The sequence below is a fragment of the Hydrangea phyllody phytoplasma genome (assembly GCF_036985185.1).
GTDB lineage: Bacteria > Bacillota_I > Bacilli_A > Acholeplasmatales > Acholeplasmataceae > Phytoplasma > Phytoplasma asteris.
This window is the reverse complement of sequence record NZ_BSDA01000002.1, coordinates 88,493-113,232: the sequence shown is the minus strand read 5'-3', so window position 1 is coordinate 113,232 and position 24,740 is coordinate 88,493. Positions and strand designations below refer to the sequence as shown.

The window sequence follows — 24,740 nt, the reverse complement described above, 5'->3', positions numbered from 1 at the left end:
ATAAATATTAAAAATATTTAAAGAACAAATCTCAATAATAACCCTTTTTTTATTTTTGTTTTGTTTTTTGTTTTTTATTTTTTGTATTTTTTTATATCAACTTTAATGCATCCCAAAGCTAAAAGACATTAAAAAAGAAAAAAAGAAAAAGGAATAACAAAATAAATGCCTCAAGAACAAATTGTTTTTGTATTAATCTTAACTTTATCCGTTATTTTGATTCTTATTTTGGGTGGTGTAACTTTCATTATTTATTTTTTTGTTGCCAAACCGAAAAAAACGCAATTCAATATCCAAGATTTTGTGAAACAAGCTTTTTTAGAGTCAGAATCTAGGGTTGTTTGTCATTTGGATGATAAAATTAACAATTTAACTCATCAAAGTCAAGATAGTTTAACTAAAGAAATTAAAGATACTCGCCAACATTTAACAATTAATCTGGAAAATTCTTTAAAAGTTTTAAGAGAACAAAATGCAAGTGGTTTTCAAGAAGTGCAAAACATTCATAAATTATTGTGCCAAAACGATAAAACAGGACAAGCTGGAGAATTTTTGTTGGCACGCGTTTTGGAAAATGTTTCTCATTTTAAAGATAAATTAGTTTTTGAAAAACAATATTTAATGAAAAAAACAAACAATAACGGTAATCGTCTTAAAGTGGATGTGATGTGTAAAGGTTCTGGTAAATTTGTTCAAATTCCTATTGATTCGAAGTTTCCTACCACAGATTTTCTAGCCTATATTAACGCCAATTTCAACCAAACAGAATTAAAGAGTCGCTTTTTATTTCACATTAAAGAAAGAATTAAAGAAGTTCAAAAATACGTCAGCAAAGAAGACAACTGCCCTTATGCCATTATGTTTATTCCTTCTGAAAGTATTTTTGCCCAAATTAATTGCGATCCTGAAATAATATCATATGCTTTTAAACGCAATGTTATCATTACAAGTCCTTCGATTTTACTTGCTATTCTTAATTCAGTTGATTATTATTTTCAAATTTTCGAAAGTGTTCAAAACAACGAAGAAAAACTTGAATGTATTGAAAATGTGCTACAAGCGATGAAAAATTTTGATAAAGTCTTTATTTATGATTTGAAAGCGGCTTTGGAAAAAGTTCTCAAAGTGATTGAAGATATTCAAAAAAAAGAAAAAACCTTAGAGCAACGTTATCAAAAATTGTTAGAAGTTCGCAAAAAAGAAAATAACAATTCCAAAAACAACATCAAAAATGAAAAGATAGATTTTTAAATCATTATTTTAACTCCTTTTTGACATTATTTTAACATTATTTTGCAAATACTTTTTTGAGTTATTATATAATATTTACGGATACTATTTTTTTTATTTAGTATCTTATATATTTCATTAATTAAATTATTAAAATTATCTATATTTTTAAATCCAAATTAAAATTAAAAAATTATGCATTCAAATCCAATTTATATTATTTATTATTCTTTATTTTGATATTTTGAGTTTTGGCATGATTTTTATTCAACAACCAAAGGATATCATTTTATTTTTAAATTTACTTCCAAGCAAATCATTATTACTAGCGTTTTTATTGTGATATTACTTGCCATTCCTATTATTATATTTTTTTCTTTAGAAGAAGAATCTCCTCAAGGGTCATCTTCTGATGAAGTTATTGAACAAATGCAATTTTCTGATGAAACACAAAAACCAAACCCAGCCCCTTCGATTTTAGAAAAAAAATCTTGGAAAGATGTATTTATTGAAAGATCAGGAGAAATTGTTGAAAAAGTTATAAAATCTCCGAAAGTATCTCAATCACTAGAAACTTTTTCTAATAAATTATCAAGCACCGTTAGCAAAAGCCTTTCGCAAAATAAAAACCAATCGCCAAGAAAAGCTTGATTATTAATTATATTAATAAATTCAAATATTTTGCTAGCACATAATAATATATAATAATTAAATATTTTTCATTACAAAAGCTAATCTTTTTAAGGTTAGCTTTTCAGTTTTTTTATTTTTGCCACTATTCATAACAGAACCATTATTTTTTGCATGGTTTTTGCTGAATTTTTTTCACAAACCAAACTTTATTATTTTTTTTAACCCCAATTTATACATTTTTATTTTTTCATTTCACGATGAAATTTTGTACTGAACAAATTAAAAAAAATAATAAAACTTCCAACCCACCCCATTCAAAATTAATTATAAATTAATTATCAATATTTAAAAAAACAAACTTATTTATTGTTTTAATGACAAAATTGCATCAAAAAATCTAATCCCCCCCTATTTTTTTATTTTTTGTTTTGCATTACAAATCATTAAACTAAATTCAAAAAGAAAAAGAGGTAAAACAATGATTTTACATTTGTTAACCCCCCCAAAAGAAAGGTATCAAGGATATGAAAGGTGATTATTGGCGAACTCATTGTATAATGGGTTGTTCCCTTCTTGTCTTTGCTTTAATTTGTGGATCAATTATCGGCTATTTTTTGTATTCTTTTTTTAATCAAAAGAAATTAGAAGAAAAAAAACAATCATTTGACAACAAACTAAAAGAAAAAGAAAAAGATTTGCAACAACGCGAACAAGAAATGATGCGTAATGCCAAAATAGAAATAACTTCTTTAAGACAAAAATTAGAACTGGATTTAGAACAAAGAACCAACACAATTGTTGATTTAGAATCCAAAAATAATCGTCGTGAAGAATTGCTTAACAACAGAACTGAGAGCCTCAATAAAAGAGAAGAGCATTTAGATTCTGAACAACAAATAATTAGCCATACTAAAAAAAACCTAGAACAACAAATCAAAGAACAAGAAACAATTTTAAACACCCAAAAACAACAATTAGAAAAAATAGCTTCCTTAACGCAAGATCAAGCCAGACAAATCATAATGAAAGAAACAAGAGACCAAACCACTTATGAAATGATGTCATATATTAAACAAGAAGAAGAAAAAGCAAAAAGCGAAGCATCTAAAAAAGCCAAAACTCTTTTAGTTTTAGCCATGCAAAAATATGCTGGCGATATTACAGGAGAAAAAAATATTAGCGTTGTTAACATTCCTAACGAAGATATGAAAGGACGGATTATTGGGCGCCAAGGCAGAAATATTAAGTCTTTGGAAGTTTTAACCGGAGTAGACTTAATTATTGATGAGTCCCCTTGCACCATTATTTTAAGTAGTTTTGACCCGATTAGAAGAGAAATTGCCAAAAAAACTTTAGAATTTTTGGTCTCTGATGGGCGAATTCATCCTTCTCGCATCGAAAAAGCCTTAGAAACTTCAACCATAGAAGTAGACAATTTTATTAAAGAAATGGGCGAAGAAGCTGCTTTTATTACTAAAATCGGCGAAATACACCCCGACTTAATTAAAATTTTGGGAAAACTGCACTTTCGCATTAGTTACAGTCAAAATGTTTTGAAACATTCTTTGGAAGTAGCTTTTTTAGCTGGTAAACTTGCCTCTGAAATTGGCGAAAATGAAATTCTTGCAAGAAGAGCAGGACTTTTTCATGACATCGGTAAAGCTCTAGACCACGAAATGGAAGGAAGCCACGTAGAAATTGGCGTTTCTATTGCTTCCAAATACAAAGAAAAAAAAGAAGTTATCGACGCTATTGCCTCTCATCATGAAGACCAAGAACCCCAATCAATTATCGCTGTTTTAGTTGCAATAGCAGACACCTTGTCTTCCGCTAGACCAGGAGCCAGAAAAGAATCAGTAGAAAACTACATCCAAAGACTAACCAAATTAGAAACTATTGCTAATGCAACAGAAGGAGTTGCCAAATCTTATGCTATTCAAGCTGGGCGCGAAATTCGTGTTATCGTTGAACCAGACAAAATCGCAGACAATTTTATTTTCCAAACTGCCCGCAACATTAAAGAACAAATTGAAAAAGACATTAGTTACAATGGTGTTATCAAAGTTACTGTTATAAGAGAAACCAGAGCTGTGGAAGTGGCTAAATTATAATCCACCAAAGGAGATAATTAATTCATGAAAATAATGTTTATCGGAGATATTTACGGAAACCCAGGAATTAGTTATTTTGCCGAAAAAGTGGTTTTTTTAAAAGAAACTTACAAACCTAACCTCATTATTGCCAATGCTGAAAACGCTGATAATGGCAAAGGTTTAAGTTTTAAAATTTATAAAAAATTACAAAAATTAGGTGTTGATTTGATGACTATGGGAAACCATGTTTGGAAAAATAAACAAATTAAAAAATTTATTGACAAATCAAATGTAATTCGTCCCATCAATGACACCCAACAATTAGGGCAAGGTTATAAAATTATTGATTGCGAAGATAAAAAAATTTTAGTTATGAATGCTTTAGGACGTGTTTTTATTAACTCCAAATTGCATTGCCCTTTCAAAACTATTGATAATGTTTTGGAACAAAATAAAGCTAAATATGATTTTTCTTTTTTGGATTTTCATGCCGAAGCCACTAGTGAAAAAATTGCTTTAACTCATTATTTTGATGGTAAAATTGATGCTATTGTAGGCACTCACACTCATGTCCAAACTAACGACGAACGCCTTTTTCCCCACAATACTCTTTATATTTCTGATGCAGGAATGACAGGAGCCAAGGACGGCGTCATTGGTAAAGAAAAAGAACCTATAATTCAATCTTTTTTAGGAAATCGTGTTGTTTCAAGACCTAATGCCGAAGGAAAAAGACAATTAAACGGTTTACTTGTCACTCTTAAACCTCACAAAACTATTGAAAAGATTAATTTATCAGAATGAAATAAAATTTGTTTTATGAAAACTAAGCGAAAAAGAATCAAAATTATCTTCTGTATCACTTTAATTTTTTTTGTTTTTTAACGCTTTGCATTTTTTTATTTTATTCTGGTTTTTTTAATTATTTAAATTATTAAATTATTATACCAAACATAACTTTTCCATATAAATTTATAATGATTTTATATTTTGGAAAATATTTAATAACCCCAAAACACTTCTACCCTCATAAAGGAAAATTATGAAAAAAGTAATCGCTATTACAGGTCCTACCGCTTCAGGAAAAACTAGCCTTTCTATTAAAATAGCTAAAAAAATTAATTTAGAAATAATTAATTGCGATTCTCTTCAAATGTATCAAAAATACGATATTGGAACTGCTAAAATAACTCTCGAAGAAGCCCAAGGAATTAAACATCATCTTTTAGATTTTCTTGCTCCTGGAACAAATTACAGTATTTATCATTTTCAAAAAGATGCCCGCAAAAAAATCGAAGAAACGTCCCTTCCTTTATTTGTGGGTGGTAGCGGGCTTTATCTTAAATCAGCTCTTTTTGATTATGAATTAACTCCTAAATCTTTGTTTTTGCCACCTACTTCTTTACCTGCAATAGAAAATATGATTGATTTTATTAAACAAAAAGATCCTCAATTAATTGCGAACCTAGATTTAAAAAATCCTCGTCGCATCCTAAGCGCTTATCAAGATTTACTTGCAGGCACTTTAAGGTCACAAAAAAATAAAAAACACAATCCTTTATATTCTTCGCTAATTTTTTATCTCGATATTGATAGACAAATTTTGAAAAAAAGAGTTATTTTAAGATTGGAACAAATGTTAAAACAAGGTTTTATAGAAGAAGTTAACCAAATTCAAACTCATTTTCCAAACGCCAATTTTAATATTATTGGTTATCGTGAAATTAAAGCTTTGTTAAAAGGAAAAATAACTTTAGACCAAGCCAAAACCTTAATTATTCAAAAAACTATGCAATATGCCAAACGTCAAAAAACTTGGTTTAAAAATCAAATTAAGCCCATCATTCTAGATGCCTTATCCCCTGATTTAGAAAAAACCACTATTTGCCTTATTAACGATTTTTTAAAAACTGATTAAACATTAAACAATTAAACCAACGAAAACAATTCCAAAAAATAAGAAAGTAATTAGAAATATGATTAATACAAACGATTTTAAAACTGGACAAACCATTAAATTCAACAACCAAATTTATCAAATCCTAGAATTTTTACATGTCAAACCTGGTAAAGGTGCTGCATTTGTAAGAACCAAATTAAGAAACCTAAGAACAGGTAGTGTCATTGACTACACTTTTAACGCTGGTATCAAAGTGCAGCCTGCCTTAATTACTAAAATTAAGATGCAATTTCTTTATGCTTTGGAAGATAATTATATTTTTATCAATACTCAAAATTACGAACAATTAGAAATTAACAAACATCAATTAAAAGATTTTCTTAAATATCTTTATGAAGGGCTTTTAGTAGATATTATTTTTTATGAAAATGATGAAATTGTAGGTATCAGTTTACCTGACAAAATCTCTATTAAAGTAGCTTACACCGAACCTGGAGCCAAAGGAGATACCAAAACTAATTCTTTAAAAGATGCCACTTTAGAAACAGGTTTAGTAATTAAAGTTCCTCTTTTTATCAATATTGGAGAAAAAATTATTATCAATACTGAAACAGGACTTTATTTATCAAGAGACAACAATAAACAATAAATAAAACACCTTATTTTTGCAGTTTTAAACTGCTTTTTTGTTTTATCCACCACATTTAAGCCTTTTTCTTATATATTTTTATAAATTGTGTTTGTTAATTTCTTTGTTTGTTATATAATTATAGGTAGTTCATGTCATCTACATTTTGCCTTTATATAGTGTTTTGCGATTTGAATCCGTTTATAAAAATTATAAAAAATAAAAAAAGGATGATGATATTGTGTCTTTTTGGGAAAAATTTTTCAACATAACAAAACAATTTGCTTTTTTTAATACTTTCTTTATGGGTATTCTTTCTGGTGTTATTTTAAGCTCTTTTATTTATTGTCTTCTTTCTTTTCGTAGTGTGAAAAAAACTTTAGCAGCTCATAGACTAGAAAAAACAGATGTTAGTCAACAAGAAATAATTAAATTAATTGAAGCTAAGAAAAAAGATTTCAAAGAAAAAATGAAAAAAGATAAAGGCAATTTTGGGCATTTTTTGATAACTTCTACCCAAGAATTAATTTTAGAAATCTCAAGCCAATTTTATCCCAACTCCAAATATCCCTATCTGGAACTTACCATTGATGAAAGTCTTATTTTGATGTTTTACATAAATCAAAGAGTTGACAAAGTATTTCAAAACAAAATTTTGAGAATGTTTCGCAAAATGACTTTAAAAAGAATCTTTGTAATTAGAGAAATGGTTGTTAAAAAAAACATGATTCAAAAGTATCAAAAAGTTGCCAAAGTAACTAATACTTTTAATAATATCAGAAATTTTTTCAATCCTTTTCATTGGTTTAAAAAAATAATTTTTGACAAAACCTTAGAACTTATTTATCATCAAATAGGAGTTTCTTTGATTGCAATTACAGGCGAAGAAGTTTATAAAATTTATAGTAAAAAGATTTTTGAAACTGAAGAAGACCTCGAAAAAGATCTACAAAAAGTTTTAGATACTATCTCTAAAGTAAGTGCAGATCAAAGTGAAAAAGAGTAATTTACTTAACAAAAGAAATAGGTTTAACAATGAAAACATTTAATTGGTTTCCTGGTCATATGAAAAAAACTTTTGACCAAATTAAAAATAATTTATCTTTGGTTGATATTGTTTTAGTAATTTTGGATGCAAGAATTCCTCTTTCAAGCCTCAATTCTCAAATTTTTTCTTTAATTAACCAACGCCAAAAACCCCTCCTTATTTTGCTAAATAAATTTTCTTTAACTGATCCTTGTAAAATCAATAATTTTATCGCTAATTATCACAAAAAACAAATTCCTGTTTTAACAATTGATGCTATCAAATCCCCTAAACTTCAAGAAATATATCAAAAAGCTTTAACAACAATCAAAGCCAAAAAACCCCTTTTTAAATCTAGAAGAATAGCAACCCAAACTCCCAACATTAAAGCTATGATTGTAGGAACTCCCAATGTTGGCAAATCAACTTTAATTAACAGTTTTGCCCAAAAAAAAGTTTTAAAAACAGCTAATTTAGCAGGCACTACCAAACGCATTCAATGGATTGACATTGCTAAACCCAATATCCAGTTTTTGGATACTCCAGGAGTTTTGTGGCACAATTTTTCTGATCCTCGCATAAGTTTGGCATTAGCACTTGCAGGCTGCTTTAAAGATTCCATTTTACCTTTAGAAAAATTAGGCATTCACGCACTTTGCTATCTTATAAAACATTATGGTACCAATTTGAAAAAACGCTTCAATTTAGACCAAAATGATTTATCTAACCCTAATTTAGTTGATATTATCGGACAAAAAAGAAATATTTATACTAAAAATCAAAAAGTTGATCAATCTAGAGTTTATCAAATGTTATTGCAAGAAATAAGGCAAGGTAACTTAGGGAAATTAAATTTTGACTTAGATGTTTTACCTCTCTTTGAAAAACTTTTCTAAAACCCAACCAACCACCAAACCAAAAAATAGAAACGCAAAACAATTAATTACCCAAACTAACCATATCTTTTAATTGAGGGAGCCCAAAAAATGAAATCAAAAGTTATTATAGTAGAATCTCCTGCTAAAACCAAAACTTTAAGCCGTTTTTTAAATGATGAATTTTTAATTTTATCTTCCAAAGGTCATATTAGAGATTTGTCGCTAAAAGGCAAAGACAGAATGGGAATTGACATCGAAAAAGGATTTATTCCTAAATACAGCATTATCAAAGAAAAAGACAATATCGTAGAAACTCTTATCCAAAAAACTAAAGGCAAAGAAGTGCTATTAGCAACCGATCCTGATCGCGAAGGAGAAGCAATTGCTTGGCATTTATCACAAATTCTTAATTTAGACCCCCAAAAAACTAATAGAATTGTTTTTCGAGAAATTACCAAAGAAGCAGTCTTAAAAGCTTTGCAACAACCTCGCAAAATCGATGAACTATTAGTGTTTTCACAAGAAACTCGCAGAATGCTAGACCGTATTATTGGGTTTAAACTGTCGCGTTTGGTAAGGAGACTCAAATCACAATCAGCAGGAAGAGTGCAATCAGTTGCCCTTAAATTAATTGTTGATTTAGAAGAAAAAATAAAAGCTTTTGTCTCTGAAGAATACTATATTATTACTGCTTTTTTTAAAGATTTTCAAGCAGAATACCAAAATCCTTACAAAGGCAAAACCAAAGCCAAAGAAGCTTTTAAAATTGTCCAACAAATCACAGATAAACCCTTTTTAGTTAAAGAATTAAAACAAAAAGAAGCCAAACAATCACCCAAACCACCCTTTATTACATCTACCCTGCAACAAGAAGCCATCAACAGCCTAAATATAACTTCTAATCAAGTTATGAGAGTTGCTCAAAAACTTTATGAAGGAGTTGATATTTTAGGTGAATCTATAGGGTTAATTACTTATATGAGAACAGATTCGCAAAGACTTGCAGACAGCTTTGTTAAAGATGCTCAAAAATTAATTAAAACACAATATGGCAAAGAATATTTAGGTACTTACAAAACCAATAAAAAAGCTCAGTCGCAAGACGCTCACGAAGCTATAAGACCCACTGATTTATCCAAAACGCCCGAAAGCCTAGCACCTCATCTTGATAAATACGAAAATAAACTCTATAAACTTATTTATCAAAGAACTTTGGCTTCTTTAATGACACCTGCCATATTTCAAAAAACCCAAGTTTTTTTTGAAGTTGCAAACCATTTTTTTTTAACTGAAGGTTTGATAAAAACTTTCGATGGCTATCAAAAAATTTTGCAAGATGGCACCAAAGACAAAATTATTCCTTCCTTTAAATTAAATGAAACTTATTTGCCTCAAGAAATCCAAAATTTACAAAAATTTACTAATCCTCCAGCACGCTTTTCTGAATCCACTTTGATTAAAACTTTAGAAAAACTAAATATTGGAAGGCCTTCTACTTACTCTCAAATCATTTTTACCCTCAAAAAAAGAATTTATGTTGATTTAGTAGAAAAACGTTTTGTTCCTACCGAACAAGGAATTTTGACTGCTAAAAACTTAGAATTGTTTTTCAAACAAATTATTGATGTTAAATATACTGCCAAAATGGAAGAAAATTTAGATAAAATCTCTTCAGGATTAGTTAATAATAAAGAATTATTGCAAGAATTTTATGATGCTTTCAAACAACTTTATCAAATAGCCGATCAAAAATTAGAAAAACCAAAAGATATCGAAACCGATCAAAAATGTAATTTATGCAATGTCCCTTTACTCATCAAAAAAGGACGCTATGGTAATTTTTTAGGTTGCAGTCGCTTTCCTGAATGTAAAAATATTGTTTCTTTAAAAGAAAAATCAAGTTCTGTAGAAACAAATCCTTCTATGCAAACCGATCAAAAATGTAATTTATGCAACGCTCCTTTACTCATCAAAAAAGGACGCTATGGTAATTTTTTAGGTTGCAGTCGCTTTCCTGAATGTAAAAATATTGTTAAAATTAAAAAAACTTAAGTTTTTTCGATGAAAAACATAAAAAATTTATTTCATATTTACAATATTTTCAAGTCATTTATATAACAAAAAAGACTATCAATCGATAGTCTTTTTTAATTTATGAATTTATTTAAAACTTTTTGGTTGTTTTTCTTTTTTTAATTTATATACAAAACGAACACATACAAAAACGATAAACATTAACATAATGAAATTAGCACTGAAATTGGCAAATCCATATGCATTATTTATTTTAATGCTTGTTTTTTCTTCATTTCCAAACCAAACATTTCTAAAGAAATAAAGGGCAGGTATTCTGAAAAGAAAAACACGACCCAAACTTAACAACAAATCATATTTAGGTTGTTTAGCTGCAATTAAGAAAGTAGAAAAAACTTCTAATTGAGTAGTTAATAGACCAGTTGTTAAAAGAGCACCCAACAAAAAGGACTTAAATTCTGGGTTTTTTGCATGAAACATATCTAATGTCATTTGGTCTTTTTTTTCTTTGCCTAAATTTTTAAAAAATAAGCATAAATCATCACCAAAACCAAGCCCACAATATTCTTTAGGAGCACAAATTAAATAAGTAACTGCAAATACTAAAAAACAACAAAATGAGACAAGCATTAAAGTTTTAATTGCTCTTTTGTTATTTTTGTTCCCTAAGTTTTCAGAAACAATCATTAATTGTCCTTCTTTTAACGAAAACGATATTTGAGCAAATAAAGTAATAATGCTATCAGCAACTCCAATTTCACCTAAGCCGCCCAAACCTTTAAATTCGAAAGGAGTTCCAGCTAAAAATGGTTTATCAAATGTGCTATCTACCATAAATAAGGTAAACATTCTTCCGACTTCATAAATAAATTTGCCTATTGTTAAAGTAATACTTAATTTCAAAATAGTTTTAAGTAATTTTTTGTCTTGGAAAAAAGTTTTAAAAGAAAAATCACCTAAACTTAAAAATAAAGGATTTTTTTTGTTAAAAAGAGTTAAAAAAGCAACTATTGTAATAAATAAATAAGCAAGACATGAAGCTGTTTGCAACCCTAAAACATTGGGACACAACGCTTCTAAACCAATGACTTTGATGCCAAAACATAAAGTACTTAATCCAATTTTTAAACCCATCATAATACAGTTTAGAACCAAAATTTTTTTAAGTTTTCCCAAAATTCTTTCAATTCCTAAAAAGAAAACATTAATAGCAGCTAAAATAGTGCCCAACATTTGTAATCTAAAAGCGTTAATGCAAAGATTTTTTTCCTCAGTTGTTATTGCCTTTGGCACTCCGTTAATTACTTTTTCCTTTAAAAAAAGACTACAAATAGGGCTGGAAAAACCAATCATAACACAAGCTACAACCAAACTTACTATGAATAACAAAACAAAAACGCTAGATGCTATTTTACGAGCTTTTAAAGATTTGACATTTTTATTTTTACCCACTTCGCGCGAAATTAATGCAACTCCTGTAATTCCTAAACAAACTCCTACTGCTTCTACAATGCTTTGAGCGGATTTGGAAAATTGAATGTAGCTTTGGGTTGCTCCTTCTAGACCAGCTCCAAAAAAAGTATCAACACTACCGAAACAAGCTTTAAAAACATTAAAAACAATAATAGGCAAAGAAATAATCCATAAAGTTTTTAATAAGTTTCCCTCCAAAACAAGCCTACTTATTTTATCTTTTTTATTAATTACTTTGTTTTTTGTCATTTATTTAAAAAACCTTCCTTTTGATTTGAAATTAATTGAAATAAATTGATAAATTATTATATTTATTTTTATTGCATTTGTTGTGCAAAAAAGTATAAATTTAAAAAACAAATGGCAGTTATTTTTTGCAGTTTTAAAAGTGTTTGTTTGTATCTTTTTTGTCAAGGCAAAAATTAATTATTTTTCAAATAAACATTTTTGCCTTTATTTTAAGGATTTTTAATTAAGGATTTTTAAAGGTTTTCAAAAAAGATTTTAGGTTTAATTGGTTAAAGTTTTTGTTTTCTTTTAGCAAGCATTTGATGAAAAAACATAACAAAAAAATGCTTATTAAATCTAAAATAACTGCAAATTGTTTTCTTAACTACTCTTTAAGTATAACATATAAAAAAATAAGTGTTAATATTTTTGCTACTCCCAAAGATAAAAAACAACTAAAAAAAGGAAATCCAAATCCAAAAAGCTAATAAAATTATTCCAAAAAACAACTTCATTATTTTTTTGCAAACTTATTTTTCAATTGTTTTATTTATTTTAGCCAATAAATATTTGTTGCAATATTTTGTTTTATTTTGCGAAAAAGCCCCCAATATCACAAAATTTTTACAAAAAGAACAAAAATAATACGTTTTAATTGCAATATTTGATTAAATCGTATACAATTTAAATGTAGCTGTTAATAAATCAAAAAATTCTAAGACTAGCATAAAAAGTTTTTTCATAAAAATTTTCATAAAAAAAGATTAGTTAGTTTTTGAAATACCTAAAAATTTACTTAAAATAATAATTTATAATTTGGATAAAGACACAAAAAAGACAGTTAAAACAAAAAACCAAACTAATCATATTATATTTTATTATTTTTTTAAACGCTTTGGAACTTTTTCAAGTACACTATTTTTTTACTTATTAACATTTAACAACTATTTATTTCATTTATTTTAATTTTGACTCGCGCGCGCGGATTTATTAAAAAACATTCATCAAACTAATCATTTAACAATATTTACAATATTTCAAAAATATAAAAGAGACTTAATTTTAAAATGAAAAATGAAAACCAAAAAGCAAAAACAACAACAAAAGAAAACAAAAAAATTGCTGTGTTAACTTCAGGCGGAGATGCTCCTGGAATGAATGCAGCTATTCGTGCTGTAGTTTTTGAAAGCGCTAAACAAGGATTTGAAGTTTTCGGCGTAAAAGATGGTTATTTAGGACTTTTTAATAACCAAATCGAAATCTTAAATCCTCAAACATTTCCTCGTGTTCTTAATGTGTCTGGTACTTTTTTGGGAACTGCTCGTTTTTTAGATTTTCAAAATAATTTAGATGTTCGCAAGCAATGCGCCCAAAATTTAAAAACTTTAGGAATTGATAAATTAGTTGTAATTGGTGGTGATGGTTCTTATAAAGGAGCATCCAAATTGCACGAACTTGGCATCAAATGCGTAGGACTGCCAGCCACCATTGACAATGATATTTGTGCCACTGATTTTACTATTGGATTTAGCACTGCTCTCAATAATATTGTAGATGCCATCGAAAAATTGCGCGATACTTCTGTTTCTCACAACCGATGCAGTATTATTGAAGTGATGGGACGCCACAAAGGGGATTTGGCTTTATTTGGTGGACTTGCTGCAGGAGCAGACGTTATTGTTACTCGCGAAAATCTTTTATCCCAACAAACTATTTGCCAAAAAATTAAATCTTTGCACCAAACAAACCAAAGACATGCTATTGTAGTTGTCACTGAACATATTTTTGATGTTGCAAGTTTAGCCAAAGAGGTAGAAAATTACAGTGGTTTCGAAACTAGAGCCCAAGTTTTAGGACACATTCAAAGAGGTGGTAAACCAACTGCAGAAGATCTAGTCCTTGCTTTTAGAATGGGAAGTTATGCCGTTTCTTTATTGCAACAAAACATTTTTAATTGTGCTGTTGGCACTTGCGGACTTAATTTGCATTACACTACTTTTGGTGATCTTTTTGAAAAAACTTATGAAAAAAATGAATTATTTAATGTAGTAGCTAAATTGTTGTAAAATGATTGTAGAATAAAATATTGTATTTATCAAAATTAATTTTTGTACTTCCAAATCCCAAACCCCAAATAAATTACAATTGATTTTGATATAAATACTAAAAAAATAAAACGGAGTATATTTATGTCTACTGAAAAAAATTATTTGCCACACCCTTCCAAACCTGCCAACCAAACCCCTAAATCATTTAAAAGACCTATTTGGATCAATTTAATTATTCTTACTTTTCCCATTGCTATTTATTTGTTATTTCAAAAATTATCCTTATCCATTGATTTTTATATTATTGGGAACCAACCCAATTCCAACACCAATTTAGATAAAACCATCTCTTATATGGCACAAATTAAAAAATTTTTGCAAAGTGTTGCTATAGCTTTAGGTGGAGCAGGTGTTATTTTAGTAGCTAGAGAATACAAAAAAAAGAATTTTACTAAAGCCAAACAATACGCTACCCTAGCTTTTTTATTGGCAATTATTTCTTCTTTATTCTTTTTAGTGGTTTTGGGTTTAGGTGTCCTTTTACCAGCTCCATTTGGAGATATATTTTTAAATAAAAGTTATCATAGCCAAAATGGACTTACATATTATTATCTTATTTTAATTACTTTTGTAGCTATTACTATGAATGCAGTTTTTATTGGATTAGAACGCGCCAAGGAAAAAACTAGATTTGTCTTAATCCTTAATATTTGTCTTATTATTACAAGAATTAGTATTTCTTTTGCTTTTAAAGCAATCAAACAAAACCAAGTTAATTTAATTGATTTAGCCTTAGCTGATTTAATTGCTAATTTATTGCTTACTTTGGTAACTTTTTATTGTATGTTTAGTTCTAAAAATATTTTTAAGTTGCAATTTAAAAACCTAGTCTTTTCTAAACGCACAGTAAAAACTATCCTGAAATTAGCAGGAACATTAATTATTGCCAAATCTACTTATGAAATTGGAAAACTCATTATTCTTGCTATGATAGACAGTTATTTTACCAAAGATCAAGAAAACTTAGTAGATATTTTTGGATTTGTTATGGCAGTTAATGGTATTTTTTATGCTATTTCTAATTCTTTTGAAGATAGTCAATCTGCTATGGTATCTCAAAGTGTTACTTTTCAAAGCAATAGCAAAACTTTTAAAATCTTTAAAAATGTTGTTGTAATTACTCTTATTATAGGAATTATTGGAGTATTTATAAATCAATTTTGTGGAGAAAAATTATTGCGTGCCTTAAAAACTGAAAAAGTTTTTACCACACAAGAAATAACATCCTTTAAAGAAATCCTTAATTGGGAACAAACTTCTTTGTTTTTTTCTGTATGGACTACTTTAATGATGGGTTATGTCGCATCTTATAAGAAAAATGCTAATCTTATTTTTGTAATTAATCTTTTAAGAGTTGTTTTAAGAATAACTATTTTATGGTTTTTGCATGACATTTTGCCCCAATTAAAAGATGTTTCAATTCCTGATGCTACTCAATGTGGTTTAAGTACTTTTGGAAGCAATATTGTTGTCTTTTTGACAACTACTTATTTATTTTTATCTTTTTTGCGTCAAAACAAAACCAACCAAACCCCGCGTTTTAAGATAAATAAAAATAATGCTTTGCAAACCAAAATTATTAAATAAAAATTAATACAATACTGAAAAACATTTAAAAATATTTAAACATTTAATAAATGAGAATAAAATATTTAATAAATTATAACAAAGCACCAAATAATAAATAATAAAAGGAGTAAAATTACACAATGTTGAAATTAAACCTTGAAGGGATTTATAATTTTTTAGATTGGCACAATTATGCCCAAACTTTTGCCCCTCAAATCAAAGTCATACACCAAAAATTACATCAAGACCAACAACTAAAAGAAAAATATTTGGGTTGGTTAGAACTACCCTTACATTTTGATTTCCAAGAACTTGAAAAAATGAAACAACTAAAAAACTCCCAACCCAATTTAGATTTTTTAGTAGTAATTGGCATTGGAGGCTCTTATTTGGGCGCCAAAGCAGGAATTGAATTTTTGCAAACGACCTTTAAAAAAACTAAGCCAGAAATTCTTTTTGCAGGTCATCAAGTATCAGGCAATTACTTAACTAATTTGCTCCATTATCTTAAAGACAAAAATTGGGCAATTAATGTTATTTCAAAATCAGGTACCACTTTGGAACCAGCCCTTGCTTTTAGAATCTTGAAAAAAGAAATAGAAGAAAAATACGGCAAACAACTTGCCAAAAATCGTATTTTTGTAACCACTGACAGCCAAAAAGGCGTTTTGTTAAATTTAGCCCTTAAAGAAGGTTATCAAACATTTTTTATTCCTGATTCTGTGGGTGGAAGATTTAGTGTTTTTACAAACGTAGGCATCCTTCCTTTTGTTTTTGCTAATTTAGATGTTGTCTCAATGATGAAAGGCGCTTTGCAAGCTTATCACGACACTTTTCAAGGAGACCTTTTTCAAAATCAAGCCTATCAGTACGCTTTAGCAAGGTATTTGCTTCACACCCAACAAAACAAAAAAATGGAATTATTGGTAAGTTACGAACCGCATCTCCTTTCTTTTTCGGAATGGTGGAAACAATTATTTGCTGAATCTGAGGGCAAAGAAGAAAAAGGGCTTTTTGTAGGAGCCACCAACAATTCTACTGATCTACATTCCTTAGGGCAATTTATCCAAGAAGGCACCAAAATGCTTTTTGAAACAGTTTTAAATGTTACATCAATAAAAGATGATTGCGTTGTTCCTCACATTCCAAACGAACTTGATAATCTTAATTATGTAGCTGGAAAAACTTATTCACAAATTAATCAAAAAATTCTTCAAGCCACTAAACAAGCCCACATTGAAGGCAAAGTTCCTAATTTAGAAATTGTCATTCCTACTTTGGATGCATATCATTTTGGATATTTAGCGTATTTTTTCCAAAAAACTTGTGCAATGTCAGGTTTGTTGTTAGGAATTAACCCTTTTAATCAACCCGGAGTAGAAATATACAAACAAAAAATGTTTGCTTTATTAAAGTCATAATTGCAATTATTACAAAAATATTCATTTATTACACATTAAAATACATTTTTTAGCAAAAAAACCATTATAATATTTATGGTTAGTAAATTTAACTATTTGTCCCACAAACAAAAGTTATTTTATTTTTCATTTTATAATTAAAAACCAATTTAAAAAAGGAGTATTAATTATGCCATATATTGAAAGTATTTTAGCGCGCGAAGTGCTAGATTCCAGAGGAAATCCTACAGTAGAAGTAGAAGTTTATACAGAATCAGGAGCGTTTGGAAGAGCTATTGTTCCTTCAGGGGCTTCTACCGGACAACACGAAGCAGTTGAATTAAGGGATGGGGATGCCAAAAGATTTTTAGGTAAAGGCGTTTTGCAAGCTGTTAAAAATGTTACTGAAGTTATTCAACCAGAATTAGAAGGTTATTCTGTCTTAGAACAAACTTTAATTGATAAATTATTAATTAAACTTGACGGAACCCCTAACAAATCTAATTTAGGAGCTAACGCTATTTTAGGTGTTTCTTTGGCTTGTGCTAAAGCTGCAGCTAACTACTTAAATCTTGAGTTTTATCAATATGTAGGAGGTGTTTTACCTAAACAAATGCCAGTTCCTATGATGAATGTTATCAACGGTGGAGCTCATGCTTCTAACAGTGTTGATTTTCAAGAGTTTATGATTTTACCAACTGGACCACAATCTTTTAAAGAAGCTTTACGTTATGGGGCTGAAGTTTTTCACCATTTAGGAAAAATCTTAAAACAAAAAGGACTTCCAACTACAGTAGGAGACGAAGGCGGATATGCACCTGACCTTAATTCTAACGAAGAAGCCTTACAAATCATTTTGGAAGCTATCAAAAGTGCAGGATACGAGCCAGGAAAAGACATTTTTTTAGGAATGGACGTTGCAGCTTCCGAGTTTTATGACCAAAAACTTCAAAAATACGTTCTTGCATCTGAAAATAACAAAGCTTTTAGTAGCCAAGAATTAGTTCATTATTACGAAACTTTAGTTGCTAAATATCCAATTATTTCAATCGAAGACGGACTTGATGAAAATGATTGGGATGGATGGAAATACTTAACCCAAAAATTAGGTAACCAAATCCAATTAGTAGGGGATGACCTATTTGTTACTAACACCCAAAAATTAGCTCAAGGAATTGAAAACAAAATAGGAAACTCTATTTTAATTAAATTAAATCAAATAGGAACTCTAACAGAAACCCTAGAAACAATTGAAATGGCAAAAAAAGCTTCTTACACCGCTGTTATTTCTCACCGTAGTGGCGAAACCGAAGACACAACTATTGCTGATTTAGCTGTTGCTACTAATGCGGGTCAAATTAAAACTGGTTCTTGTTCACGTACTGATCGTATGGCAAAATACAATCAATTATTAAGAATTGAAGACCAATTAGTAGAAACTCCTTTTTTAGGATTAAAAACTTTTTATAATTTGAAAAAATGAAACCCAATTAAACACAAAACAAAAGTGATTTAATAATACAAACAATACAAAAACAAAATAACATTATTATTGACAAGACCATCGTTTAAGATGGTATTTTGAGGTAGGGAGTTTGGGAATATGACTAAAAAATTTGTAGGATTAATTATTTTAGATGGCTTAGGCTTAACCGACCAAAAAGAAAATAATGCTTTTCATTTGGCAAAGACTCCCTATCTAGATTATCTTTTAAAAAACTTTCCCAATACCACTCTTAAAGCCTCAGGTGAAGAAGTGGGTCTTCCCCAAGGTCAAATGGGAAATAGTGAAGTAGGACACCTTAATTTAGGAGCAGGAAGAGTTGTTTATCAATCACTTACTCAAATTAATAAAGCTATTCGTGATAAATCTTTTTTCACCAACAAACAATTTCTCCAAGCCATCGAACATGTTAAAAAAAACAACAGTAAAATGCATCTTTTAGGACTTATCTCTGATGGAGGAATTCATTCTCATTTAGATCATTTTAAAGCTTTATTTGATTTATTAAAAGAAAACAATTTAGTAAACAACACCTTTTTACACGCTTTTACTGATGGAAGAGACACAAGTCCTCATTCAGGTATTAACTACATCAAAAACCTTCTTGATTATGGCTTTAATATTGCTTCTGTTGTTGGTAGATATTATGCTCTTGACCGTGATAACAATTGGAACCGCATTAATTTAGTCTATAATATGCTTACATCCAAACAAGCTCCTGTTATTGACTTGCCATTAGAAAACACTATACAAAATTTTTATAATCAAGGCATTACAGATGAATTTATCACTCCTTTTATTACCAATCCAAATGGTTTAATTGATGATAATGATGCAGTTATTTTTGTTAATTTTCGTCCTGACCGCGCCATGCGTCTTGCAACTGCTCTATCTAATCCTTGTGCTACTAATGCTTTTTGTTCTGAGGGTAAAACCAATTTTTGCGGTACTAAATTATTAAATAATCTTTTTTTAGTAACAATGACTAAATACAGCGCTCAAGTTAAAAGTGTAGTTGCTTTTGAAAAAATAACTCTAAAAAATATTTATGGTGAAGTAATTGCCAATTTAGGAATGCACCAACTAAGAATTGCGGAAACTGAAAAATATCCTCATGTAACTTTTTTCTTTGATGGTGGCAAGGAACTGCAATTAAAAAATGCAGATAGAATCTTAATTCCTTCTCCCAAAGTAAAAACTTATGATCTTAAACCCGAAATGAGTGCTTTAGAAATTACCACCCATGCTAAAACTGCTATTTTATCTGGTAAATACGATACTTTAATTCTTAATTTTGCAAATCCTGATATGGTAGGACATACTGGTTTTTTAGATGCTACCATTAAAGCGATTCAAACAGTAGACAGCTGTCTTAAAGAAGTTTTAAATGCCATTTTTGCAGTTAAAGGCAAAGCCTGTATTGTAGCAGATCATGGAAATGCCGAACAAATGACAGATAACCAAGGAAATCCACACACAGCTCATACCACTAATTTAGTTCCTTTCATCGTTACAGATAAAAATGTTGTCTTAAAACCAGGGTCTTTATGTGATGTTGCAGCCACAATGCTAGATTTATTAGAAATTAAAAAACCTCAAGAAATGACAGGAAATAGTTTAATTAAAAAACTAGTTTAATCATTAACTTTATTATTTAAGAATACCATAATTAATTATTTAAGTGATTTTGATTACTTATTTAGCTAATAATTTTGAAAATAAAAAATCACAAAAAAAATTTATTAACCATTTATTTATAACTTTATTATTTATATTACATCATATTTATAAATTTATTAGTTATTTTATTTTTTTTTGTAGAATCGGAGTAAATTATAATGAAAAAAGACAAACAAATAAAGATTTTTGGGTTTCACCCTTTAATGTTTCTTTTTTTTGTAGCTGTTTGTGCTTTGCATCTTTTTACAGTTAAAGAATGGGGAATAACAAAATTATATCACCCTCTTTTAACCCCTTTATTTATTATTTTTGTCTTAGGATATGGTCTTAATTTTATTGGTGATAGTGTCCCTTATTTAAATAAAATAGGATTAGGATTTTTGCTTTGTATTTTTGTTCCTTCTTATTTAGTTTATAAAGGATGGATACCGCAAGATTTAGCAGACAAATGTAATGAAAATTTTTTCAGTACCAAAACACCAAATAATCATTTAGGATCTGATTTTGCTAACTTTTTTATAACTTGTGTTATTGCTGGAAGTATTTTAAGTGTTGATAGAAATTTATTAAAAAGATCGCTTTCTAAGTTTCTTCCTTTAACATTAATTGTTTGTTTAGTAGCTATTTTAAGTGTTGGTTTTGTAGGATTCTTATTTAATTATCAAAAACCAGAAGGGTTTAGCACTCAAGGTTCCTTTTTAGACTCTATTTTTTATGTAGCTGTTCCGTTAACAAATGGAGGAACTAATTTAGGCATTAATGGTTTTACAAATGGTATTTATAAAGATGCTTTTCCTCAATTAGATCAAAAAACTATTAGAACAGCAATTATAGTGCCTTTAATTATGGCTAGATGTTTAAGTATTTTATTTGCTGGCTTAATGTATGTTATTTTTGATAAAACTAAATTTAGTGGTAAAGGAAAATTAGAATACAAAAACAATAAACTTACACCCGAACCAAAAGAGAAAAAAACTCCTTTAGAATATAAAAATATTGGTATGGGTTTAATGATGATTTTTGTATTATTTAGTTTAAGTGGTCTTTTAAATAAATTATTATGGGGTTATTTAGAATCGTTAGTTTATTTTATTCTTTTCTTAATTTTGATTAGAGTTTTTAATTTATTATCACAAGAAAATCAAAGTCATATTTCTCAAGCAGGACAAGTAATATCTAAAAATTTCACTACTCCTATTTTAGCAGGTTTGGGAATGACAGTTAAATGGCAACAATTAATGGGAGGAATAAAACAAATACCTGTTTTAACTATGGTTTTAACTGCTTTATTGGTAGTTGTTTTAGTATCCTTTGTTCTTGCTAAAGCTTTGGGTTTTTATCCTTTTGAAACATCTCTTACAGCTGGTTTAGGTGCTTTAAGTGTAGGAGGAACTGGACATTTAGGAATAATGTCAATAAGTAAAAGAGACAATTTATTACCTTTTATTATGATTGCTACTAGAATTATTGGACCTATTATCTATACTTTGGCTTATTTCTTATTTAAATTTTTTTATATGTCATAATGTCATAATTTAACTAATTTTGACAATCATTTTTATATTTTACAAAACAAAAAAGGATTTAGTTATTCATGAACAAAACTAAAATAATTTGTACCTTAGGACCTGCTTCTTATGATAAAAACATTTTACAAGCCTTAATTCAAACAGGTTTGAATGTAGCAAGATTTAATTTTTCTCACGCTCAATACGAACAAACTAAACTTTTAATGAAAACCATTAAAACTATTAGCGATAAATTAGACAAACACACAGGACTTATGTTAGATACTAAAGGACCTGAAATTAGAACTCACGAATTTGATGGTGTAGTAACAATTCAAAAAGATTCTGAAGTAAAAATATCTATGACAGAAGTTTTAGGTAATGCTAAACTTTTTTCAGTTAGTTATTCTAATTTATACAATGAATTAAAAGTTGGCGATATGGTTAATATTGATGATGGATACTTATCTTTGGAAGTTGTAGGCAAAGACGAAGCCAAACAACAATTAGTTACTAAAGCCAAAAATACTCACTCCATCAAATCTCGTAGAGGTGTAAATGTTCCTAAAGTTAATTTAGAAATGGATTTTATTTCTCCTAAAGATTATCAAGATATTGTTTTTGCTGCCCAACAAGATTTTGATTATATTGCTGCTTCATTTGTTAGAAGAGCTCAAGATGTCAAAGATATTAGAAAAATTTTACAAGAACAAGGAAATTCCAACATCCAAATTATTTCTAAAATAGAAAATCAAGAAGGTGTTGATAATTTAGAAGAAATCATTCAAGAATCAGACGGTATTATGGTTGCAAGAGGCGATTTAGGAATAGAAGTTGATGGTGAATTAGTACCACTTTACCAAACACGTATGATTACTAAATGTTTAGAATACGGCAAACCAGTTGTAGTAGCTACTCAAATGTTAGAATCTATGCAAAGAAATCCGCGTCCAACCAAAGCTGAAACTTCTGATGTCTTTAATGCAGTTAGAGAAGGCACCACCTTTACTATGCTATCGGGCGAAAGTGCTTCAGGTGAATATCCTGTAGAAGCTGTAACTTATATGAAAAAAATTAATTATCAAGCTGAAAAAGTAGTTAATTATCAAGCTTTATCACAAGTATACCAACCTAAAAACTCCAAAGAAAACCTTTTATTAAGTGCTGTGGAATTGGCTTTACGCACCGATGTTAAAGCAATTGTTGTCTATGACTTAAAAGATGCTTATAATGTTTCTAAATTTCATCCATCCGTTCCTGTTTTGGCTTTAGTTAAAACTGAACAAGAAGCTCGTCGTTTAGTACTAAATTTTGGTGTTTGTCCTTTTGTTTCTGAAACCAAATTACAAACTAAATTGGAAGAACTTACCCAAAATCAAAGTAGTAATTATCTTGTTGTTAAAGATGGGATGCTTTATTTTAAATAATAACATTAAATAACAACGAACCAAACATACATCAAAAAAACATTCAAATTATAATTTAGGTAGTTATTACCTCATATTTTATATTAAAAAACAGTAGATTGTAAATTCAATCTACTGTTTTTTTTAAATTTTGTAATAAAGTGTTTTTGATTGTCCTGTGTGTTTAGAATATACATTAATTTTTCTAAGACTTTTGATATGAGTATTTGATAATAAACCTTCTATTTTGTAGTTATAAAAAGGAAATTTTAACTCTAAATCTAGTCCATCAAGTGAACAAGGCACTTCAATTTTACATTTAACAGGAAAAGTGGCAATAATTTCATTAGTGTTAATATTTTTTAAAGCAATGTGTTTGACATTCAAATAAGAAGGTCCACCTAAAAAAGATCCTTTTTCATAAATAAGGTCAGTGCAAAAGTTGTTTTGAATAAAGTTTTTGTCATTAAAAGGACTTTCATCTTGCCAAAGAATATACATATTTTGAGCACCATTACCTAAAGTTTTTAATGCCTCCAAAGAATAACAATTATTAGCTTTATCTCTTGTGCCTCCATCAAAATAAACTAATAAAAGGTTTTGGGGTGGTGGTTCTTTGATGCGTGAATCAAAAAAAACTGTGGATTGGATAATTTGAGAATTATACAAACCATAAGAAAAGTTAATTTGATAATGTTGATTAGAAAAGTTTTTTCGTAACCATTCTAACGCTATATCTTTATCGCTTTTTTTCCCTAAATATACATTATAAATGTTCATTCCTTGGATTTGAGATTCCAATTGAGGTTTAATTTGATCACTAAATTGATTATCTAGTTCTTTGGGTTTGTTTTTTTCATTTTCCAAAAGTAAGATTTGTTCTTTTAAATCAATAATTTTTTGGTTTTGGTAAACTAGTTTTTTTTGCATCACTTTTCTTTTATTTTTGGCTTTTTGTAAATGAGGATTTTTTTTGATAGTTTGTGTGTTTTTGTTTTGGTTAGGTTTGGGAGTTGCTTTTGGTCTGTATTTGCTTGTTTCTTTTATTTCTTCATTTTCTTCAATTTCTGTTATTTGTGGATACAATGTTTTTTTTCCTTTTTGATTGGGATTATCTAAATTGTTTTCTTTTGCTTCTGGAGCTTGTTCTTCGATTTTTTCATTTTGGTTTTTTGGTAAATCTTGTAAATCATTATAATTAAAATTTTTAGAGGATAAAGAAGTATTTTTAGTAGAATTTTGTGAAGCTTCTAAAGCAAAAAAGTTATTTTGCCATCCTAACCAACCAAATATTATTAAAAGTATAGAAAAGATTATTATTACAATAATTATGTTTTTTTTAAAAGATGGTATTTTCACTTATCTTTTTTTCCAATATTTCTATTTTATTTTTTATAAATTTATAAATATAAAATAAAAAAGAGGCTATAAACCTCTTTGA

The 24,740-nt window shown here is 28.6% G+C and carries 18 protein-coding genes; 16 read left to right on the top strand and 2 right to left on the bottom strand.

Annotated elements, in window-relative coordinates; all coding sequences use genetic code 11:
- Window positions 1-165: 165 nt before the first annotated feature.
- The 9 genes from AACP42_RS01385 to topA all read left to right on the top strand — a co-directional run bounded on the left by AACP42_RS01385 (window position 166) and on the right by topA (window position 10,441).
- Window positions 166-1,251: a DNA recombination protein RmuC gene (locus tag AACP42_RS01385; protein ID WP_212775417.1), complete on the top strand. Its 1,086-nt coding sequence runs from the start codon at window positions 166-168 to the stop codon at window positions 1,249-1,251.
- 318 nt (window positions 1,252-1,569) lie between these two features.
- Window positions 1,570-1,881 carry a hypothetical protein gene (locus AACP42_RS01380; protein WP_212775416.1) on the top strand — a complete coding sequence of 104 codons (312 nt, stop codon included), beginning with the start codon at window positions 1,570-1,572 and terminating at the stop codon, window positions 1,879-1,881.
- 506 nt (window positions 1,882-2,387) lie between these two features.
- Complete coding sequence (gene rny, locus AACP42_RS01375; protein WP_212775415.1) at window positions 2,388-3,974, top strand: ribonuclease Y; 1,587 nt, start codon at window positions 2,388-2,390, stop codon at window positions 3,972-3,974.
- Between the two features lie 24 nt (window positions 3,975-3,998).
- Window positions 3,999-4,760: a TIGR00282 family metallophosphoesterase gene (locus AACP42_RS01370; RefSeq protein ID WP_212509024.1), complete on the top strand. Its 762-nt coding sequence runs from the start codon at window positions 3,999-4,001 to the stop codon at window positions 4,758-4,760.
- Window positions 4,761-4,998: 238 nt separating this feature from the next.
- Window positions 4,999-5,874, top strand: coding sequence for a tRNA (adenosine(37)-N6)-dimethylallyltransferase MiaA (gene miaA, locus AACP42_RS01365; protein ID WP_212775414.1), 876 nt, complete (start codon window positions 4,999-5,001; stop codon window positions 5,872-5,874).
- Window positions 5,875-5,932: 58 nt separating this feature from the next.
- The gene (gene efp / locus AACP42_RS01360; RefSeq protein WP_212775413.1) at window positions 5,933-6,505 is read left to right on the top strand and encodes an elongation factor P; all 573 of its coding nucleotides are present in this window, start codon (window positions 5,933-5,935) and stop codon (window positions 6,503-6,505) included.
- 220 nt (window positions 6,506-6,725) lie between these two features.
- Window positions 6,726-7,490, top strand: a complete 765-nt coding sequence (locus AACP42_RS01355; protein ID WP_212775412.1) for a hypothetical protein — start codon at window positions 6,726-6,728, stop codon at window positions 7,488-7,490.
- A gap of 29 nt (window positions 7,491-7,519) precedes the next feature.
- Window positions 7,520-8,407: a ribosome biogenesis GTPase YlqF gene (gene ylqF / locus AACP42_RS01350; RefSeq protein WP_212509028.1), complete on the top strand. Its 888-nt coding sequence runs from the start codon at window positions 7,520-7,522 to the stop codon at window positions 8,405-8,407.
- Between the two features lie 90 nt (window positions 8,408-8,497).
- Window positions 8,498-10,441: a type I DNA topoisomerase gene (gene topA / locus AACP42_RS01345; protein ID WP_339332270.1), complete on the top strand. Its 1,944-nt coding sequence runs from the start codon at window positions 8,498-8,500 to the stop codon at window positions 10,439-10,441.
- A gap of 108 nt (window positions 10,442-10,549) precedes the next feature.
- Here the strand turns inward: topA and AACP42_RS01340 are convergent, their stop codons facing one another.
- Complete coding sequence (locus AACP42_RS01340) at window positions 10,550-12,145, bottom strand: multidrug transporter (RefSeq protein WP_212775410.1); 1,596 nt, start codon at window positions 12,143-12,145, stop codon at window positions 10,550-10,552.
- 1,046 nt (window positions 12,146-13,191) lie between these two features.
- On the opposite strand from AACP42_RS01340, the gene AACP42_RS01335 reads away from it, so the two are divergent.
- The 7 genes from AACP42_RS01335 to pyk all read left to right on the top strand — a co-directional run bounded on the left by AACP42_RS01335 (window position 13,192) and on the right by pyk (window position 23,320).
- Window positions 13,192-14,190, top strand: a complete 999-nt coding sequence (locus AACP42_RS01335) for an ATP-dependent 6-phosphofructokinase (RefSeq protein WP_212775409.1) — start codon at window positions 13,192-13,194, stop codon at window positions 14,188-14,190.
- A 123-nt stretch (window positions 14,191-14,313) separates the two neighbouring features.
- Window positions 14,314-15,819 carry an MATE family efflux transporter gene (locus AACP42_RS01330; RefSeq protein WP_212775408.1) on the top strand — a complete coding sequence of 502 codons (1,506 nt, stop codon included), beginning with the start codon at window positions 14,314-14,316 and terminating at the stop codon, window positions 15,817-15,819.
- A 122-nt stretch (window positions 15,820-15,941) separates the two neighbouring features.
- The gene (locus AACP42_RS01325; RefSeq protein WP_212509033.1) at window positions 15,942-17,222 is read left to right on the top strand and encodes a glucose-6-phosphate isomerase; all 1,281 of its coding nucleotides are present in this window, start codon (window positions 15,942-15,944) and stop codon (window positions 17,220-17,222) included.
- Between the two features lie 169 nt (window positions 17,223-17,391).
- A complete protein-coding gene (gene eno, locus AACP42_RS01320) occupies window positions 17,392-18,684 on the top strand; it encodes a phosphopyruvate hydratase (RefSeq protein WP_212509034.1) in 1,293 nt (430 codons plus the stop codon).
- Between the two features lie 120 nt (window positions 18,685-18,804).
- Window positions 18,805-20,343, top strand: coding sequence for a 2,3-bisphosphoglycerate-independent phosphoglycerate mutase (gene gpmI, locus AACP42_RS01315; protein ID WP_212775407.1), 1,539 nt, complete (start codon window positions 18,805-18,807; stop codon window positions 20,341-20,343).
- Window positions 20,344-20,543: 200 nt separating this feature from the next.
- Window positions 20,544-21,911 carry a 2-hydroxycarboxylate transporter family protein gene (locus AACP42_RS01310; protein WP_212775406.1) on the top strand — a complete coding sequence of 456 codons (1,368 nt, stop codon included), beginning with the start codon at window positions 20,544-20,546 and terminating at the stop codon, window positions 21,909-21,911.
- Between the two features lie 68 nt (window positions 21,912-21,979).
- On the top strand, window positions 21,980-23,320 hold the full coding sequence (pyk, locus tag AACP42_RS01305) for a pyruvate kinase (RefSeq protein ID WP_212775405.1): 1,341 nt from the start codon (window positions 21,980-21,982) through the stop codon (window positions 23,318-23,320).
- 123 nt (window positions 23,321-23,443) lie between these two features.
- On the opposite strand, the gene AACP42_RS01300 is transcribed toward pyk, so the two are convergent.
- Window positions 23,444-24,658 carry a hypothetical protein gene (locus AACP42_RS01300; protein ID WP_212509038.1) on the bottom strand — a complete coding sequence of 405 codons (1,215 nt, stop codon included), beginning with the start codon at window positions 24,656-24,658 and terminating at the stop codon, window positions 23,444-23,446.
- Between the last annotated feature and the right edge of the window lie 82 nt (window positions 24,659-24,740).